The organism is Magnetospirillum fulvum MGU-K5 (assembly GCF_000442515.1).
Classification (GTDB): domain Bacteria; phylum Pseudomonadota; class Alphaproteobacteria; order Rhodospirillales; family Magnetospirillaceae; genus Phaeospirillum; species Phaeospirillum fulvum_B.
This window is the reverse complement of record NZ_AQPH01000074.1, coordinates 1-15,975: the sequence shown is the minus strand read 5'-3', so window position 1 is coordinate 15,975 and position 15,975 is coordinate 1. Positions and strand designations below refer to the sequence as shown.

15 protein-coding genes are annotated in these 15,975 nt (G+C 62.2%); 6 read left to right on the top strand and 9 right to left on the bottom strand.

Translation table 11 applies throughout. The features are described from left to right. From K678_RS14645 to K678_RS14635, 3 genes are all read right to left on the bottom strand, one after another. A partial coding sequence (locus K678_RS14645) for a thermonuclease family protein (RefSeq protein ID WP_021133250.1) occupies positions 1-379 on the bottom strand: 379 nt, incomplete at its 3' end. Next, positions 376-1,035 carry a helix-turn-helix domain-containing protein gene (locus tag K678_RS14640; RefSeq protein WP_021133249.1) on the bottom strand — a complete coding sequence of 220 codons (660 nt, stop codon included), beginning with the start codon at positions 1,033-1,035 and terminating at the stop codon, positions 376-378. The genes K678_RS14640 and K678_RS14645, both read right to left, overlap by 4 nt. A gap of 360 nt (positions 1,036-1,395) precedes the next feature. Continuing rightward, a complete protein-coding gene (locus tag K678_RS14635; RefSeq protein WP_021133248.1) occupies positions 1,396-1,635 on the bottom strand; it encodes a YfhL family 4Fe-4S dicluster ferredoxin in 240 nt (79 codons plus the stop codon). Between the two features lie 431 nt (positions 1,636-2,066). Between K678_RS14635 and K678_RS14630 the strand changes: the two genes are divergently transcribed. Together K678_RS14630 and K678_RS14625 are read left to right on the top strand one after the other, a co-directional pair. Further along, positions 2,067-3,800: a 2-oxoacid:acceptor oxidoreductase subunit alpha gene (locus tag K678_RS14630; protein ID WP_021133247.1), complete on the top strand. Its 1,734-nt coding sequence runs from the start codon at positions 2,067-2,069 to the stop codon at positions 3,798-3,800. A gap of 3 nt (positions 3,801-3,803) precedes the next feature. Continuing rightward, complete coding sequence (locus K678_RS14625; RefSeq protein ID WP_021133246.1) at positions 3,804-4,631, top strand: 2-oxoacid:ferredoxin oxidoreductase subunit beta; 828 nt, start codon at positions 3,804-3,806, stop codon at positions 4,629-4,631. Between the two features lie 161 nt (positions 4,632-4,792). Here the strand turns inward: K678_RS14625 and K678_RS14620 are convergent, their stop codons facing one another. The 5 genes from K678_RS14620 to K678_RS14600 form a co-directional block, all read right to left on the bottom strand. Beyond that, a complete protein-coding gene (locus K678_RS14620; RefSeq protein ID WP_039853376.1) occupies positions 4,793-6,007 on the bottom strand; it encodes a hypothetical protein in 1,215 nt (404 codons plus the stop codon). 182 nt (positions 6,008-6,189) lie between these two features. After that, positions 6,190-6,999 (bottom strand): alpha/beta hydrolase, encoded by an 810-nt coding sequence (locus K678_RS14615; RefSeq protein WP_021133245.1) that lies wholly within the window; start codon positions 6,997-6,999, stop codon positions 6,190-6,192. A gap of 72 nt (positions 7,000-7,071) precedes the next feature. Continuing rightward, on the bottom strand, positions 7,072-9,006 hold the full coding sequence (acs, locus tag K678_RS14610; protein WP_021133244.1) for an acetate--CoA ligase: 1,935 nt from the start codon (positions 9,004-9,006) through the stop codon (positions 7,072-7,074). A 190-nt stretch (positions 9,007-9,196) separates the two neighbouring features. Further along, complete coding sequence (locus K678_RS14605; protein ID WP_021133243.1) at positions 9,197-9,610, bottom strand: EVE domain-containing protein; 414 nt, start codon at positions 9,608-9,610, stop codon at positions 9,197-9,199. Beyond that, complete coding sequence (locus tag K678_RS14600) at positions 9,610-9,885, bottom strand: YciI family protein (RefSeq protein WP_021133242.1); 276 nt, start codon at positions 9,883-9,885, stop codon at positions 9,610-9,612. Before K678_RS14600 ends, K678_RS14605 begins: the two co-directional genes overlap by 1 nt. A gap of 419 nt (positions 9,886-10,304) precedes the next feature. On the opposite strand from K678_RS14600, the gene K678_RS14595 reads away from it, so the two are divergent. Beyond that, positions 10,305-11,117 carry an amino acid kinase family protein gene (locus K678_RS14595; RefSeq protein ID WP_021133241.1) on the top strand — a complete coding sequence of 271 codons (813 nt, stop codon included), beginning with the start codon at positions 10,305-10,307 and terminating at the stop codon, positions 11,115-11,117. Between the two features lie 12 nt (positions 11,118-11,129). Next, positions 11,130-11,963 carry an amino acid kinase family protein gene (locus K678_RS14590; RefSeq protein WP_021133240.1) on the top strand — a complete coding sequence of 278 codons (834 nt, stop codon included), beginning with the start codon at positions 11,130-11,132 and terminating at the stop codon, positions 11,961-11,963. A gap of 63 nt (positions 11,964-12,026) precedes the next feature. Here K678_RS14590 and K678_RS14585 read toward each other — a convergent pair whose 3' ends face one another. Continuing rightward, complete coding sequence (locus K678_RS14585; RefSeq protein ID WP_196802591.1) at positions 12,027-12,668, bottom strand: TetR/AcrR family transcriptional regulator; 642 nt, start codon at positions 12,666-12,668, stop codon at positions 12,027-12,029. A gap of 220 nt (positions 12,669-12,888) precedes the next feature. Between K678_RS14585 and shc the strand changes: the two genes are divergently transcribed. After that, the gene (shc, locus tag K678_RS14580) at positions 12,889-14,961 is read left to right on the top strand and encodes a squalene--hopene cyclase (RefSeq protein ID WP_021133238.1); all 2,073 of its coding nucleotides are present in this window, start codon (positions 12,889-12,891) and stop codon (positions 14,959-14,961) included. A 307-nt stretch (positions 14,962-15,268) separates the two neighbouring features. Continuing rightward, a complete protein-coding gene (locus tag K678_RS14575; protein ID WP_021133237.1) occupies positions 15,269-15,874 on the top strand; it encodes a DUF4337 domain-containing protein in 606 nt (201 codons plus the stop codon). Positions 15,875-15,975: the final 101 nt, after the last annotated feature.

Here is a 15,975-nt window from a genome sequence, read left to right as displayed (position 1 = left end):
CCAGCCCCGCCTCGACCATCACGGCGGCAAGGTCGCGTCCATCGGCGAGGGTTACTCTCGCCAGCAGGCGTCCGTAACGATCCCGGCCGAAATCGGCCAAGCCCACCGTGCTTCCACGCGGCAGCAGCGAGCGGGCGAATGCGGTTGCCTGACCGGCCTTGATCCGCTCGGTTTCGCAGTGAGCGCGCTCGCCTTTCTCAGGGGTATCGAAGTGCCGCGCCCGCACCGGCTCGCCCTCGGGGGCTCCGGCATGGCTGATCTGGAATGTGTCGCCATCGATCACCCACAGCACTTGGCCCACAGAGGCACTCTCGGCCCAAGCAAGCCCGCTCCCCACCCCGATCAGGACGAGGAGCGCGATCCACAGCCGGGCGCTCATGACGTCACCCCCGAACGGGTCCAGTCTGGGTCAGGAAAGACTCTGGATTGACTGGAGGACAAAACTGTCGCCCCCGGAGTTCTGCGGCTTTCGGAGACACCGAGGCAACGGGCCAGACCGTCGGCAAGGCTGGCGGCAAGGCGGGGTCGGAAATGATGGGGGAGCACCCGTTCGGTGATCTCGATCGCCTGGGCGATCACCCAGCCGATCCGGTTGCAGATCAGCCGGGTCCGGATATAGCCGTGCTTCCGCAGCTCGGCGAGATAGCGCTGGATGGTGCGGACGCAGACTCCGAGCGCCACGGCAAGGCCGTTGCGGCTGATCCGGGAGCCCTTCGCGGTCAGGGCTCGGATGATCAGCAGCGCGGTGCGTGCCCCCATCGTCAGCCGCCGGTCGCGGGCGGCATCGCACGACACCGCCTTCGCCCATAGCCGCGACGGTGTCGGGCCGGGATTGTCGTCGCGGGCCCGCCGGGTCCGCCGCTGCTCGGTACGGGCCGCTTTGGCCCGGGCGGCGCGCTCGGCCCGCGCTCGCCATGTTTTCTCAAACGCCTCGGCCTCGGCCGGGCTCAGTTCGGCCGCTCGGGCTGCGCACGCGGCACGCTTTTGCGCCACCGCAGCCGCTAAGGCCGCCCGCATTGGGGAATCGCTGGTCATCGTCCCTCCTGCGGAGGGCGTGGATCACGACAGTATAAAAAAGGACGAGCCGACCCGTTCGGAAAACACACGGTTTTCCGTTGACACTACAACCTGCCTCGAGGTAAGAAAGTGGCTGTCAGACGCACTTTCAAAACACGACAACAGGCCGTTAATCCTCTGGATTGGCGGCCTTTTTGCTTATGTCATTGGTCTTCCACGCCTCTCCCGCACAAGAGCGTCCTTGCTGATGCCACTTTGGGTGTGCTATTAACACACCCAGGATTCGGCAGGTCCAATCCAAGTGGCATCACGTCATTGGCCGGTTGGTATAGAACGCCCCCGCCGAATCGCTTCGACGGGGGCTTCGTTTGGCCGGGGTCAGCCGTGCAGCGAATGATAGCGGGCCATCAGGGTGTCGCGGCTCTCGCTCGCTCCCGCAACAATCGCGTCGGCGGGACAGACCAACTGACATTGCGGGCTGTCTTCGGCCCCAACGCATTCGGTGCAGCGGTCGGCGGCGATCACATAGATGACATCACCCGCCGAAATGGCATCATTGGGGCAAGCCGAGACACAGGCGTCGCAGCTGGTGCAATCGTCGTTGATCTTCAGGGACATCTCGGGTTCCTCTCTCTCTCTCGTCGTTGCCCGCCCGCTGTATGTGCGAAGGGCGGATGAGCTGCTCGGATGGAGCAGGTCAGACCCTTCGGCGTATATCGGTTTGGCCGTGGCCAATGCAACCGTATTCCCCTTGGGGTTTTTCCCTTACGTACTGGGCGCAAATCCTGCTCGCCCACGGCGGATACCCCAGCTATTATGCTTTTCCCCGCGCTTTGGCTCGGCCCCCCACTCCGTTCCGGCGACATTATCGCCGAACCCATGGCCTCAAGGTCAGTCGAGGCAGAGGGGCGGATTCGTCCTGGAGGGCTGGAACGGGGCGATTCGTGCCGGCTTGCCCGCGCGGTGCGAACCCAGACGTAACGACGTGGCCAGGACCTTCGGAACAGTGATCGGAGCCGGGGGCCAATATTCCGAGGGGACATATCCATATGTCGATCAGTTCAGGTTCAGTCTCGATCGCCTTGTGCGGCAGCGGTGGTGCCGGGGTGATGACAGCCGCCAACATGCTGGTGGATGCGGCGGCCCAGGCCGGGTATTACGCGCTGTTCAGCCGCTCGTCCGGGCCGCAGATCAGAGGCGGTGAGGCGGCGGCGTTGCTGCGTCTGTCGGCCGAACCGATTACTTCGGTCGATGATACCTTTCAGATTTTGCTGGCGATCGACTGGCTGAACGTCGTTCGCTTTGCCGCCGAATTGCCGCTTGGCCCCGACAGCCTGATCCTGGCCGATCCGGCGGCGGGCGAGGTCCCCGAGATTCTCAGCCGCACCGGGGCGCGGATCGTCGATCTGCCGATGAAGGATCTGGCCCAGTCGATCCCCGGCGGTCGTCCCAACATGATCGCGCTGGGCGTCGTTGCCGCTCTGACCGGCCTGGGCGTCGAGCCGGTGGCCGAGGTGTTGGGCAAGTCGCTGAAGAAGAAGCACGCCGACGCGTTCGAAGCCTCGCTGGCGGCGGTCCGTCACGGTGCCGAAACCGGCCAGTCGCTCGACGCGCCCTGTCGCAGCCTGCCCGCGCCCTTGCCCCGTCACGGTGGGCGCTGGACCATTTCGGGCAACCATGCCGCAGGCCTGGGCGCGATCCGGGGCGGCATCCGCTTCTGTGCCGCCTATCCGATCACGCCCGCGACCGAATCGCTGGAATATCTGAGTTCGGCTCTACCCAAGATCGGCGGCGTTTTCGTGCAGGCCGAAGACGAACTGGCCTCGATCAACATGTGCATCGGCGCCTCGTTCGGCGGTGACGCCTCGATCACCGCGACCGCCGGTCCCGGTCTGGCCCTGATGACCGAAGGGTTGGGGCTGGCCGTGTCGTCCGAGACCCCGGTGGTGGTGCTTGACGTCCAGCGCGGCGGTCCCTCGACCGGGATTCCGACCAAGTCGGAACAGTCCGATCTCAACATCGCGATCTATGGCCTGCATGGCGATGCGCCGCATCTGGTGCTGGCCCCCCAATCGATCGGCGATTGTCTGTTCACCACCCAGTGGGCGGTCCACCTTGCCGAGGCGATGCAGGCCCCCTGTATCGTGCTGTCCGACCAGTCGCTGGGCCAAAGCCGCGCCGTGATTGATCCGGCCCCGGCCAGCCCCTTCTTCGCCAACCGCGAGATTGCCCGCACCCCGGCCGAGGGCGAGACCTTCAAGCGCTATGCCCTGACCAATACCGGGGTGTCGCCGATGCCGATTCCCGGCACGCCCGGCTGTCAGTACACCGCCGACGGTCTGGAACATGCCGAATCCGGCACGCCGTCCTCGCAGGCGTCGGATCATTCCCGTCAGCTTGATAAGCGCCTGCGCAAGCTGGTGTTGCACGATTACGGTTCACATTGGGCCTCGATCGAAGGGGAGGGCGAGATTGCCGTCATCACCTGGGGCTCGTGCACCGGGGCCGCGCGCGAGGCGGTTAACCGCGCCCGTGCCGACGGGATCAATGCCAAGCTGATCGCGCCGCGTCTGCTCTATCCGACCCTGCCCGAGCAGATGGCCCGCGCGCTCGACGGCGTCAGCAAGATTCTGGTGGTCGAACAAAGCCATCTCGGCCAGTTCAACCGCTATCTGCGCGGCGAGTACGATCTGCCCGTCCGTCCCGATTTGCTGAGCCGCCCCGGACCGTTGCCGATCCGTCCCGGCGAAATCCATGCCCGCCTTCTTGCGATGGGGAAGTAAGCCATGACCGCTCCGACCTATAGCGCGAAGGATTTCCGCTCCGACGTCAAGCCGGTCTGGTGCCCCGGCTGCGGCGATTACGGCGTGCTGGCCTCGATCGCCAAGGCGTTTGCCGATCTCGAACTGGCCCCGCACCAGACCTCGGTGGTCTCGGGCATCGGCTGTTCGTCGCGTATCCCGGCCTATACCAACACCTATGGCTTCCACTCGATCCATGGCCGCGCGTTGGCGGTGGGTGCCGGGTTGAAGCTGGCCCGGCCCGATCTGACCGTGCTGGTCGCCGGTGGCGACGGCGACGGCTTCTCGATCGGCGGCAACCATTTCATCCATGCCTGCCGCCGCAACGTCGATATGACCTATGTGGTGATGGACAACCGGGTCTATGGGATGACCAAGGGCCAGCCGTCCCCCACCACCGAGGCCGATTGGGACGCCTCGGCGATGGCTCCGCCCGGCGGAACCGGCGTCACCCCGTTCCATCCCCTGGCGATTGCCCTGGCCTCCGGGGCCAATTTCATCGCCCGGGCCTTTTCCGGCGACATCAACGGCACCGCCGCCCTGATCGCCGAAGGGGTTCGTCATCCCGGTTTCTCGTTCATCACGGTGATGTCGCCCTGCATCACCTTCCGTGAGGAACAGCGCGATTGGAAGACGATCGTTCGTCCCACCGGTTTCCCGCCCACCTCGGACCCGGCCCAGGCGGCGCGGCGGCTGATGACCGACGACGGGTTCAATATGGGCGTGCTCTATCGCGGCAATCGCGATTCGTTCGCCAAGCCGCGTTCGACCGAATGCACGATCGCCGATCTCGATTCCGAGTTCGCGGTTTAACGGGGCAGGGCCGGAGTCCGAGATTCGGACTCTGGCCCAGCAGTTTTAATTTAGCTCAAGGATTGGGGATGTGGACGGGCGCGGGATGCTGCGTGCTTACCGAGTGTGCCGTCGCAGGACAGACAGCCAATATGGGTGGCTTGGCGTTGGGCTGTACAGAATCAAATATTTTTAAGTTTTTCTGCGAGTTTAATACGTCCAAGTCGCATTGAAGACCGGCTCAAGTTCTCGAGAAAATTTGTTTTTTCAAGCAAGTGTTTCACTGTTGATGCGGAATTTTTACATATAGATATATTTTTTGCATTACGGATTGTCAATTCATCGTGAAATTCTGGATAGGGGCAATTTATTTCTAGATAAAACATGGTTTCAAGCTCTGATATTTTTTTATTACAAATTCGTTTGTTAATGGAGTCGGTGACGTCGCGTAAGATAGAACTCCGCTCCTTCATCATAGAAAAATCTATTTTCATATTAAAAATTAGGCGCTCATTGTTATGATTTGTATTGTTCCGTTTCGGGTGTAGCCTGCGCCATTGCTCAGCCACCCAGATTACGTCATCATCTGTAAGATACAAAAGGGGAGTTTCGATGTTGATTAAGGCGGATAGCTCACGGCTTTTTTGAATTTTATCGAGAGCTTCGCTTAATTTTCGACTGCTTAGCCCATATTTTTCTTTTATTAATAATTTGATATCGTTGAACGTTGGATCGGCCCATTGATCACGAGGGGGTAATTCTTTGGCGATCGCCATGAGATCGCTTCGAGAACATGAATTGGTAAAGGTTTCTGTGGTGCGTTCATCAACAAATCTGATGGTGTGGAGCTTTATTTTGTGGAGGTGTTCTTTGAGCTCTCGTAAATTCATTTGAACAATTATTAAATTTACAGTCGCAAATTTCTCGAGGCTCCGGTTGTTGTCGCTATTTATGTGATAGCGTAACTCCTGACCGTCACTATCTATTCGCGCCATGCTCTGCACAAAAATTTTTAGCGCATCGATGATACGGCGAAGCTCAATATCACCAATTTTTGATTCATATAAGTGCTGCCAGTAGAGAGAAATATTGTGGTTGATTCTCAGGCCGCCGTCCTGGATTGCCCCAGACGAAACAAGTTTGTTGTACGCAAATTTAATGTTCAACTCTGTCGCGTGTCGTGCGTTATAGAGGATCGGTAGAATTAGCGTGTCGCGTTTGCCGTAGAGCCTCTTCTCAACAATCGCATCGGCAAGTTCAATGGCAGCTTCGATATACCCATCGAGATAATTTTCTTCGTGACCTTGGCGGCCAAGCGTCGCATTCCACTCTCCGTCGTGAATGATCTCGAAGAAGGGGTCGCCTTTAAATTCGTGTTCAGGGTCGATGCCGCTCATGGTGCATAAAAGATAGCACCGGCAGGTCTCTGTCCGTCCAAAGAATTTTTCTTGGTTTGGATTCAATCTCCGCTATCGCGTGGCTGCATAATTGAATACAGCGACTACAAGGTGGTCACGTTGCAGAATGGGCAGAATAGGGCACTCTCCCCAGTCCCTGTTGACCCTCGTCTCCCCCTATCCTACAGCCGCCGCAGGAAGTCGAGGATCGGGCGTTCTGCGCCGTGGTCCCACAGATCGTTGTGACCGGCGAGCGGAAGGAACACCGCGCCCTTGTCGGTTGATCCGGCGGCGGCGATCAGGGCGCGGGCCATCGTGGGCGGGGTCAGGCTGTCCTGCTCGCCATGGACGATCAGCAGCGGGGCTTTCAGCCGGGCAATCCGGCTCCGATTATCGAAATGATCCCGCATCAACACGCGGGCCAGCCATTTCGGCACATAGGACGGGGCCAGATCGACCAGGGCGGTAAACGGGCATTCCAGGATCACTGCCAACGGCTCGATCTCGCGGGTCATCGCGATCGCGACACCGGAACCGATCGATTCGCCGCACAGGACCAGACGGCCCGGTTCGACGCCCCGTCCCGCCAGCCAGTCGAGTACGGCGCGGGCGTCGGCGGTCAAATCGGCTTCGCTGGGGCGGCCGCTATTGCCGCCATAGCCGCGATATTCGACCATGAACACGCCAAACCCGGCATCGAGCAGAAAGCGCGCCTTGTGGGCGCGGCGGGCATTGGTCCCGGCGTTGCCGTGGAACATCACCAGGGTGGGGGCGTGGGGATGGAGCGGCGGGGCGTACCACGATGTGATCTGCCGTCCGTCCTGGGCGCGGACGGCAACCGGCATCATTTCGCTGAGGCCGATATCGGCGGGATCGGTGCGGGTGGGGTCGGGCCGATAGATCATGTCGCGCTGGAATATCGCCAGACCCAGCAGCACCAGCAGGTAAAGGCCGAGCAAACATCCGGCCACCGCCAGTATCGCCGTCACCATCTTCGATCCCTCGCCAAGGACGAGGCCCGCGAATCGCTTCGCGGGCCTCCGCGTTCAACCTCGGCTACTGACTTAGACGCGATTCATCCGATTGTCGATCAGATCCTCGACAACGGTGGGATCGGCCAGGGTCGAGGTATCGCCCAGAGCGTCGAACTGGTTCTCGGCGATCTTGCGCAGAATGCGGCGCATGATCTTGCCCGAGCGGGTCTTGGGCAGGCCGGGCGACCACTGGATCAGGTCGGGGCTGGCGATCGGGCCGATTTCCTTGCGGACCCAATTGACCAGTTCCTTGCGCAGTTCCTCGGTCGGTTCCTCGTCGGCGACCAGGGTGACATAGGCATAGATGCCCTGGCCCTTGATCTCGTGGGGATAGCCGACGACGGCGGCCTCGGCGACCTTGGGATGGGCAACCAGGGCGGATTCGACCTCGGCGGTGCCCATCCGGTGACCCGACACGTTGATGACGTCATCGACGCGGCCGGTGATCCAGTAATAGCCGTCCTCGTCCCGCCGCGCGCCGTCGCCGGTGAAGTACATCCCCTTGTAGGTCGAGAAGTAGGTCTGAATGAAGCGTTCGTGATCGCCATAGACCGTCCGCATCTGGCCCGGCCAGGATTCGGCGATGCACAGATTGCCCTCGACCGCGCCTTCGAGAATCTTGCCCTCGGCATCGACCATCACCGGCTTGACGCCAAAGAAGGGCAGGGTGGCCGAACCCGGCTTCAGCTTGGTGGCGCCGGGCAGCGGGGTAATCAGGATGCCGCCGGTTTCAGTCTGCCACCAGGTATCGACGATCGGGCAACGGTCGTCGCCGACGACGCGGTGATACCACGTCCAGGCCTCGGGGTTGATCGGCTCGCCGACCGAACCGAGCAGACGCAGGCTGGCGCGGCTGGTGCGCTTGACCGGGGCTTCGCCTTCGCGCATCAGGGCGCGGATCGCGGTGGGGGCGGTGTAGAAGATGTTGACCTTGTGCTTGTCGATCACCTCCCAGAAGCGCGAGACGGTCGGATAGTTCGGCACGCCTTCGAACATCAAGGTGGTGGCACCGTTGGCCAGCGGCCCATAGACGATGTAGGAATGGCCGGTGACCCAGCCCACGTCGGCGGTGCACCAATAGACCTCGCCATCGTGGTAATCGAACACGTACTGGTGGGTGATCGAGGCATAGACCAGATAGCCGCCCGAGGTGTGCAGAACCCCCTTCGGCTTGCCGGTCGAGCCGGAGGTGTAGAGGATGAACAGCGGGTCTTCGGCGTTGATCTCGGCCGGAACGTGGGTGGGAGCGGCCTTTTCCACCAGATCCTGATACCAATGGTCGCGGCCCGTCGCCATCCCGACGTCGCCGCCGGTGCGCTTGACCACGATCACGCTCTTGACCGAGGGGCAGGTTTCCAGCGCCTTGTCGGCATTGGCCTTCAACGGCACCTTGCGGCCGCCGCGCAGACCTTCGTCGGCGGTGATCAGCAGCGAGGAATCGCAATCCTGGATGCGCCCGGCCAGCGAATCCGGCGAGAAGCCGCCGAACACCACCGAATGGATCGCGCCGATGCGGGCGCAGGCCAGCATCGCGACCGCCGCTTCGGGGATCATCGGCAGATAGATCGTGACGCGCTCGCCCTTCTTGACGCCGAGATCGGTCATCGCGTTGGCAAGGCGGCAGACCCGTTCGTGCAGATCGCGATAGGTGATGTGGGCGGATTCGGCGGGATCGTCGCCTTCCCAGATGATCGCGGTCTGATCGCCCCGGGTGGCCAGATGGCGGTCCAGGCAGTTAGCGGCAACATTCAAGGTGCCGTCCTGGAACCAGCGGATGTGTACGTCGCCAGTAAAGGAGACATCCTTGACCTGGGTAAAGGGTTTGATCCAGTCAAGGCGCTTACCCTGTTCGGCCCAAAACCCCTCGGGATCTTTGATCGACCGCTCATACCATTCGGTATATTTCTGCTGATCGATCCAAGCGGACTTTGCGATCTCGGCGGGAATGGAATAGACGTCGGTCATCGCGGGGCAGTCTCCCTTTTTTCTGTTTGTGGCCCGTGCCCGGTGGGATCCGGCACGGGGCGTTTCCTCGTCTCTTATGGGGTTGGATTATGTGCGAGTCTGCCATGCGAAACAAGCATGACTGGGGGCGGCATCGCCGCGCCGTCCAATTGACTTATCCTGTCTGACGTTTCGTCGAAAAAAGTCAGGGTCAGATTGTCTCTTCAGCCAAGGCGAGAATAAGCTTTGCCGCCGCGTCGTCGACCGGGCTGACCGACAGGCGCGACTGCCGCACCAGGGCCAGATGCGCCAGGTCCGGCACCGCTTTGATAGTGGCGAGATCGACTGGACGGGTCACCGGCTTGATCGCGGTGAAATCGACCACGACCCAGCGCCCGGTGGGGTCGGTCGGATCGGGGTAGGCGGGGGCGGTGACTTCGACCAGCCCGACGATCCGCTTCTCGTTGACCGAGTGATAGAAGAACGCGCGGTCGCCGACCGCCATCGCCTTCAGGTAGCCGGCGGCCTGGGCGTTGCGGACGCCGTCCCAGGCCTGAGTCCCGACGCGGACATGGTCGTCCCACGACCATGTCTCCGGCTCGGACTTGACCAGCCACCATGCCATCAGGGCAGCACTTTCTTGAACGGCGTAACGGTAACCTGCTCGAACAGACCGGCCTGGGCATAAGGGTCGGCGGCCAGCACGGCATCCAGCGCGGCCCGGTCGGCGATGTTGAACACCAGCAGGCTGCCGATCATCGTCTGACGGTCGTCGCTGAGCAAGGGACCGGCCAGGACCAGACTGTCGAGATGGGCATTCAGAAAGGCAAGGTGGGCCGAGCGATTGTCGAGCCGGACCTGCTGATGGCCGGGTTTGTCCTGACAGCGAACAGCAAACATTCTTTGGGCTCTCCGGAAACGAAAAGAAACGAGGCGAGTTTATACCAATTCCCGACGCGGGAAAGATCGCCGTCGCCGGACCTGCGCACAGAGGTTGAGAGGAGCGTGCGCGTGTTAGGTGCTATGCGGGAAAACGTTATATCTAACACCGTTATAACGCATTGAAACATAACGATTTTTCTTCAAATTTCGATTGACGGGCGAGTGTGGTGGGGTCACTTTCCCTTCAGGACAAGGCGATGGAATGATGTGCACGGCGCCGCGATTGCCCGATTATGCGCCAGATTGCGGCAGCGTTCGGTGCGGTGGGGTGCCGCCCTTTTCCAGACGCCTTTGGGAGAATGCGGCCTTTCCGATGAGGCTTGCGGGCTCCTCGAGTGACACTTACTTGCGTCGATATGATGAACGGGAGGACCCCCATGGCCAACACAACGGCGGACCTTGAATCGCTTCTGATGCAGCGATCTCTGACGGATGTTCAGCTTCTGGACGCGGCAGAGGCGGCGGCCGATTTCAGAATTCTGCCGGATGCGACGGTGATCAAGATCGGTGGCCAGAGCGTGATCGATCGCGGTCGCGCCGCGGTCTATCCGCTGGTCGACGAGATCGTCGCGGTTCGCAAAGCACACAAGCTGCTGATCGGCACCGGGGCCGGGACCCGTGCCCGCCACCTCTATTCGATCGCGGCGGGGCTGAACCTTCCGGCTGGCGTGCTGTCGCAACTCGGCGCTTCGGTGGCCGATCAGAACGCGGCGATGCTGGGGCAACTTCTGGCGAAACACGGGATTTCGTCGGTTGACGATGCCGGGCTTTCGTCGGTGCCGCTGTTCCTGGCCGAAGTCCACGCTGTGATCTTCAGCGGGATGCCGCCCTACAAGCTGTGGATGCGTCCCCCGCCCGAGGGCGTGATCCCGCCCTATCGCACCGATGCCGGATGTTTCCTCGTTGCCGAGCAATTCGGCTGCAAGGCGATGATCTATGTGAAGGACGAAAACGGCCTCTATACCGCGAACCCGAAAACCTCGCCGGACGCCACCTTCATTCCGAAGATTTCGGTCGATGAGATGAAGGCGCGGGGGTTGCAGGATTCGATCCTGGAATTCCCGGTTCTCGATCTGCTGAAGTCGGCCCGTCATATCCGTGAGGTGCAGATCGTCAACGGTCTCGTCCCCGGTAACCTGACCCGCGCCCTTGCTGGCGAGCATGTCGGCACGATCATCACCGCGAGCTAGAGGATTCCTGCCATGCCCGATATCACCAACAGCATCAAGCACGTCGCCTCGCCGCTCGCGCGTCAGACTCTTCTGGACGGCGATCTGACCCGCCCTGTCGCGGGCGTGCGTCCGATCCGTCTGCTGCCCTGGTTGCAGGTCGTCAAGATCGGTGGCCGGTCGATCATGGATCGCGGCCGCGATGCGATCCTGCCGATTGTTGACGAACTGCGGAAGATTCTCCCCGAGCACCGTTTGCTGATTCTGACCGGAGCCGGGATTCGTGCCCGCCATCTTTATGGTGTCGGCCTCGATCTCGGTCTGCCGGTGGGGTCGCTGGCTCCGCTCGCCGCGAGCGAGGCGGGCCAGAACGGCCATATCCTGGCATCGCTGCTGGCCCCGGAAGGGGTGTCCTACGTCGAGCATCCCACCATCGCTAACCAGCTGGCGATCCACCTCTCCGCCGCCCGGGCGGTGGTGGGCAGCGCCTTCCCGCCCTATCACCATCACGAATTCCCCGGCTCGCGCCTGCCGACCCACCGGGCCGATACCGGCGCGTTCCTGCTGGCCGACGCGCTGGGGGCGGCGGGGCTGACGATTGTCGAGGATGTCGACGGGGTTTATTCCGCCGATCCCAACGGTCCCGACGCGGCGCAGGCCCAACTGATCCGCGAGACCAGCGCCGCCGATCTCATCAAAAGTTCGGGCACGCTGCCTGTCGACCGGGCCATGCTCGATGTGATGGCCAATGCCCGCCATATCGAGCGTGTTCAGGTCGTTAATGGGCTGGTGCCGGGTCGGTTGACCGCCGCTCTGCGGGGCGAGCATGTCGGCACGATCATCCGCAGCGGGGCCCATCCGGCTTAACTCGACAGACGGTCCGACCGCTTCGATCCGGGTTCGAGTCGAAGCGGTCGGGCCGCCCGTGTTTTACGCGGGCGAGACGCCGGAGATGAAAATTCTCCAGGCATTTTCAAAGAACGTCTCGCGCTCCTTTTCCGCCCGGAGGCCTTCAAGGCCCAGCATCGCCTGATCGACCGCCCAGCCGGTAATCAGGCCCATGATCGCGCGTTCGGTATTCTCAACGTCGCAATCGGGGCGGATCTGGCGGTTCTGGCGGGCGGTTTCAAGCAGACGACGGATGCTGGCGACATAAGGCTCGGTCGCCTTGCGCTGGACGCGCTCGACCAGATCGGGGAAGCGCCGCGCCTCGGCGGTCATCAGGCGGTAGACCGCGACGGATTCCGGCATCAGAACGAAGGTCAGCAGGGTGCGACAGCTTTCCTTCAGCGCCGCCAGCGGGTTAGACAGGTCCTTTTCGAATCGGCTGGCCGCCTCGACCAGGGGGGTGCACAGGTTGGTGACCACCGCCTCGAACAGCTTTTCCTTGGTGGTGTGGCGGCGGTAGATGCTGTTTTTGCCGGTGCCCGCCTGTTCGGCGATGTGCTCGACCGAGGTCGCGGAATAGCCATGCTCGATGAAAAGGCGGGTCGCGGTCGCGAGGATGTGCCGGTCTAACGCCTCCGACCCTCCGGCGCACGGCCGTCCTTGTCGCCCGGAGCGATATGGCACCGACTCTATCCCAATCATGGTCCCTCTGTTGCAAAAGTCTCTTGACATTGGAGATGTGAAAAACATATGGAACGGAACCGTACCGTTACGTTTCGGTTTTTTCCAGAGCTTTTTTTGGTGAAGCATGACCAATCAGCACACTCGGCTCAAAGTCGCCTCCGAGCGGGCAGACTATAATGACTCAGACGGGGACCGCGCCGCGGCTCCCGTGGTGAGTCCGATGGTAAGTCACAGCAAGAACAGTGCGTCGATCGGACAGGCTGCCAACACGGATCTGTCTGGAACCGGCAAACTCGAGACGGCGATTCGCAAGGCCGGGTCCTGGCTGTTGGACCGCCAGCAACAGGATGGCCATTGGGTCGCTCCTTTGCAGTCGAATGCCTGCATGGAAGCGCAATGGTGCCTGGCCCTGTGGTTCCTCGGGCTGGAAGACCATCCGTTGCGTCCCCGGCTGGGGCAATCGCTGCTGGAAACCCAGCGCGCCGACGGTTCGTGGGAGGTCTATTACGAGGCCTCGGCCGGTGACATCAACACCACCGTCGAAGCCTATGCCGCGCTGCGCTCGCTCGGCTTTCCCGATTCCGATCCCCGCCTTGCCAAGGCGCGTGACTGGATTTTGTCGAAGGGCGGCCTGGGCAAGGTCCGGGTGTTCACCCGTTACTGGCTGGCGTTGATCGGCGAATGGCCGTGGGAGCAAACGCCCAACCTGCCGCCCGAAGTGATCTGGCTGCCCGATTGGGCGCCGTTCTCGATCTACAATTTCTCGCAATGGGCCCGGGCGACGATGATGCCGCTGGCGGTGTTGTCGGCGCGGCGGCCCAGTCGTCCGCTGCCGTCGGACAACCGGCTTGATGCGCTGTTCCCCGAGGGACGCGAGCGGTTCGATTACAGTCTGCCGGTGCGCGACGGTGCCGGGTGGGGCGATCGCTTCTTCCGCGCCGCCGACAAGGCGCTGCATCGTCTCCAGGACATGGGGGCGCAATACGGCCGCTTTGCGCCGTGGCGTGATGCGGCGGTGCGCCATACCCTCGAATGGATTCTGCGTCACCAGGATGCCGACGGCGGCTGGGGCGGGATTCAGCCGCCGTGGGTCTATGGCCTGATGGCGCTGCATGTCGAGGGCTATGCGCTCGACCATCCGGTGATGGCCAAGGGGCTCGACGCGCTCAATCACCCCGGCTGGCGGGTCGATAAGGGCGAGGCGAGCTGGATCCAGGCCACCAACAGCCCGGTGTGGGACACCATGCTGACTCTGATCGCCTTCGAGGATACCGGCCTTGCCAAAGCCCATCCCGAAGCGACCGCCAAGGCGGCGCAGTGGCTGCTCGACCGCCAGATTCGCCGCCCCGGCGATTGGTCGCGCAAGCTGCCGAACCTCAAGCCGGGCGGGTGGGCGTTCGAATACGCCAACACCCAATATCCCGATATCGACGACACCGCCGAAGCATTGATCGCGCTGGCGCCGTTCCGCCACGATCCGGACTGGCAGGCGCGCGGTATCGAAGAGGCGATCCGGCTTGGCGTCGATTGGCTGATCGGGATGCAGAGCGCCAGCGGCGGCTGGGGTGCGTTCGACAAGGACAACAACAAGCAGCTTTTGACCAAGATTCCGTTCTGCGATTTCGGCGAGGCGCTTGACCCGCCGTCGGTCGATGTCACCGCCCATATCGTCGAGGCGCTGGCCCGGCTGGGCCTGACGGCGGAGCATCCGGCGCTGGCGCGTGCCCTGGCCTATATCCGCGCCGAGCAGGAAGCGGACGGGCCGTGGTTCGGTCGCTGGGGCGTCAATTACATCTATGGCACCTGCGCCGTGCTGCCCGCTTTGGCCGCGATCGGTGCGGATCTCAGCCAGCCCTATGTCGGTCGTGCCTGCGACTGGCTGGTGTCGCGCCAGCAGGAGAATGGCGGCTGGGGCGAAAGCTGCGCCTCGTATATGGACCCGGCCCAGGCCGGGCGCGGCCCGGTTACCGCGTCGCAGACCGCTTGGGCGCTGATGGCGCTGCTGGCGGTCAACCGGCCCGAGGATCGCGCCGCGATCGAACGCGGCTGCCGCTATCTGGTCGAGCACCAGGAAAACGGCACCTGGCCCGAGCCGCATTTCACCGCGACCGGCTTCCCCGGCTATGGCGTTGGTCAGTCGATCAAGCTGAACGATCCGGAGATCGCGCGGCGGCTGATGCAGGGCAGCGAACTGTCCCGCGCCTTCATGCTGCGTTATGACCTGTATCGCCAGTATTTCCCGATGATGGCCCTGGGCCGGGCGGTTCGGGCCGGAATCGGCACGGGAGCGTAATGCGACGAAGGTTGCGATAGCATTTCAAAGCGATCTTTAACGTTTTGTGACGTCAAGTGGGGGCGTCGAGGAAGTTAAGGCTTGCTGCGAATCGCAATCATCTTGCAGAGATGGGCCGCCAGTCCAATGGATTGGCGGCCTTTCTGTTTATCGGCTTCAGTCCGCGTCTGTGCCGTTTGTCGCGCCGTCGTTGCGGGATTTCTTTTTCATGTGCTATATCCCGTCCGATTCGACGGACAGACCGTGCTGGCGATTCACTCCGATCGCCAGGAATCTGTATCACCCGATCGGAAGATGAAGGGCAGAAATGGAAGTCCACGAAACCCACGAGACAATCCACGAAGTTGCGCACGCCAGCCACGATCCTGAGAAGGTATCGTTCAACCGTAAAATCGCGGTGGCGATCAGCGTCCTGGCCGCGATGCTGGCGATCGTCGAAGCCGCAGGCAAAAGCGCTCAGAACAATTCGATTTCCGCCAATATCGAGGCGTCGAACCTGTGGGCCTTTTTCCAGGCCAAGACGATTCGCATGACAACGATGGAAACCGCTGCTGACGCGCTGGAAGCGGTCGCCGTCACCGGCTTGTCCGAACCTGCGGTTCAGGCGCTGGAGAAAAAGGTTACCGACTGGCGGGCGACGGCGCAGCGCTATCGCAGCGAGCCGGAAACCAACGAAGGTCGCAAGGAACTCGCCGCCCGCGCCAAGGCGGCGGAACAAATCCATCAGACCGCGTTGGCGTCCTATCACATGTATGAATATGGCGCTGCCGCGTTGCAGATTTCGATCGTGCTATGCTCGGCGGCGGCAGTCACCGGCGCGGTTGCCCTGGCGTTTGCCGCCGGGGGACTCAGCCTGATCGGCGTGGGCTTTGGTCTGTTGGGCTGGCTGGCCCCAACCCTGATCCACCTATGATACCAACCGGCCAATGACTTGGCCGGTTGTATTGTCCCTCGGCCCAAGCGTGCGCATCCGCGCCCTTGGCCGCCGCCGCAATGGCGGCCAGATACCGGCCA

What these genes read in the sequence shown, in the direction of transcription:
- K678_RS14630 (WP_021133247.1), top strand. Translation starts at nt 2,067, where the DNA reads ATGTCGATCAGTTCAGGTTCAGTCTCGATCGCCTTGTGCGGCAGCGGT.
- K678_RS14625 (WP_021133246.1), top strand. Translation starts at nt 3,804, where the DNA reads ATGACCGCTCCGACCTATAGCGCGAAGGATTTCCGCTCCGACGTCAAG.
- K678_RS14590 (WP_021133240.1), top strand. Translation starts at nt 11,130, where the DNA reads ATGCCCGATATCACCAACAGCATCAAGCACGTCGCCTCGCCGCTCGCG.
- K678_RS14620 (WP_039853376.1), bottom strand. Translation starts at nt 6,007, where the DNA reads ATGAGCGGCATCGACCCTGAACACGAATTTAAAGGCGACCCCTTCTTC.
- K678_RS14615 (WP_021133245.1), bottom strand. Translation starts at nt 6,999, where the DNA reads ATGGTGACGGCGATACTGGCGGTGGCCGGATGTTTGCTCGGCCTTTAC.
- shc (WP_021133238.1), top strand. Translation starts at nt 12,889, where the DNA reads ATGGTAAGTCACAGCAAGAACAGTGCGTCGATCGGACAGGCTGCCAAC.
- acs (WP_021133244.1), bottom strand. Translation starts at nt 9,006, where the DNA reads ATGACCGACGTCTATTCCATTCCCGCCGAGATCGCAAAGTCCGCTTGG.
- K678_RS14605 (WP_021133243.1), bottom strand. Translation starts at nt 9,610, where the DNA reads ATGGCATGGTGGCTGGTCAAGTCCGAGCCGGAGACATGGTCGTGGGAC.
- K678_RS14595 (WP_021133241.1), top strand. Translation starts at nt 10,305, where the DNA reads ATGGCCAACACAACGGCGGACCTTGAATCGCTTCTGATGCAGCGATCT.
- K678_RS14575 (WP_021133237.1), top strand. Translation starts at nt 15,269, where the DNA reads ATGGAAGTCCACGAAACCCACGAGACAATCCACGAAGTTGCGCACGCC.
- K678_RS14600 (WP_021133242.1), bottom strand. Translation starts at nt 9,885, where the DNA reads ATGTTTGCTGTTCGCTGTCAGGACAAACCCGGCCATCAGCAGGTCCGG.
- K678_RS14640 (WP_021133249.1), bottom strand. Translation starts at nt 1,035, where the DNA reads ATGACCAGCGATTCCCCAATGCGGGCGGCCTTAGCGGCTGCGGTGGCG.
- K678_RS14635 (WP_021133248.1), bottom strand. Translation starts at nt 1,635, where the DNA reads ATGTCCCTGAAGATCAACGACGATTGCACCAGCTGCGACGCCTGTGTC.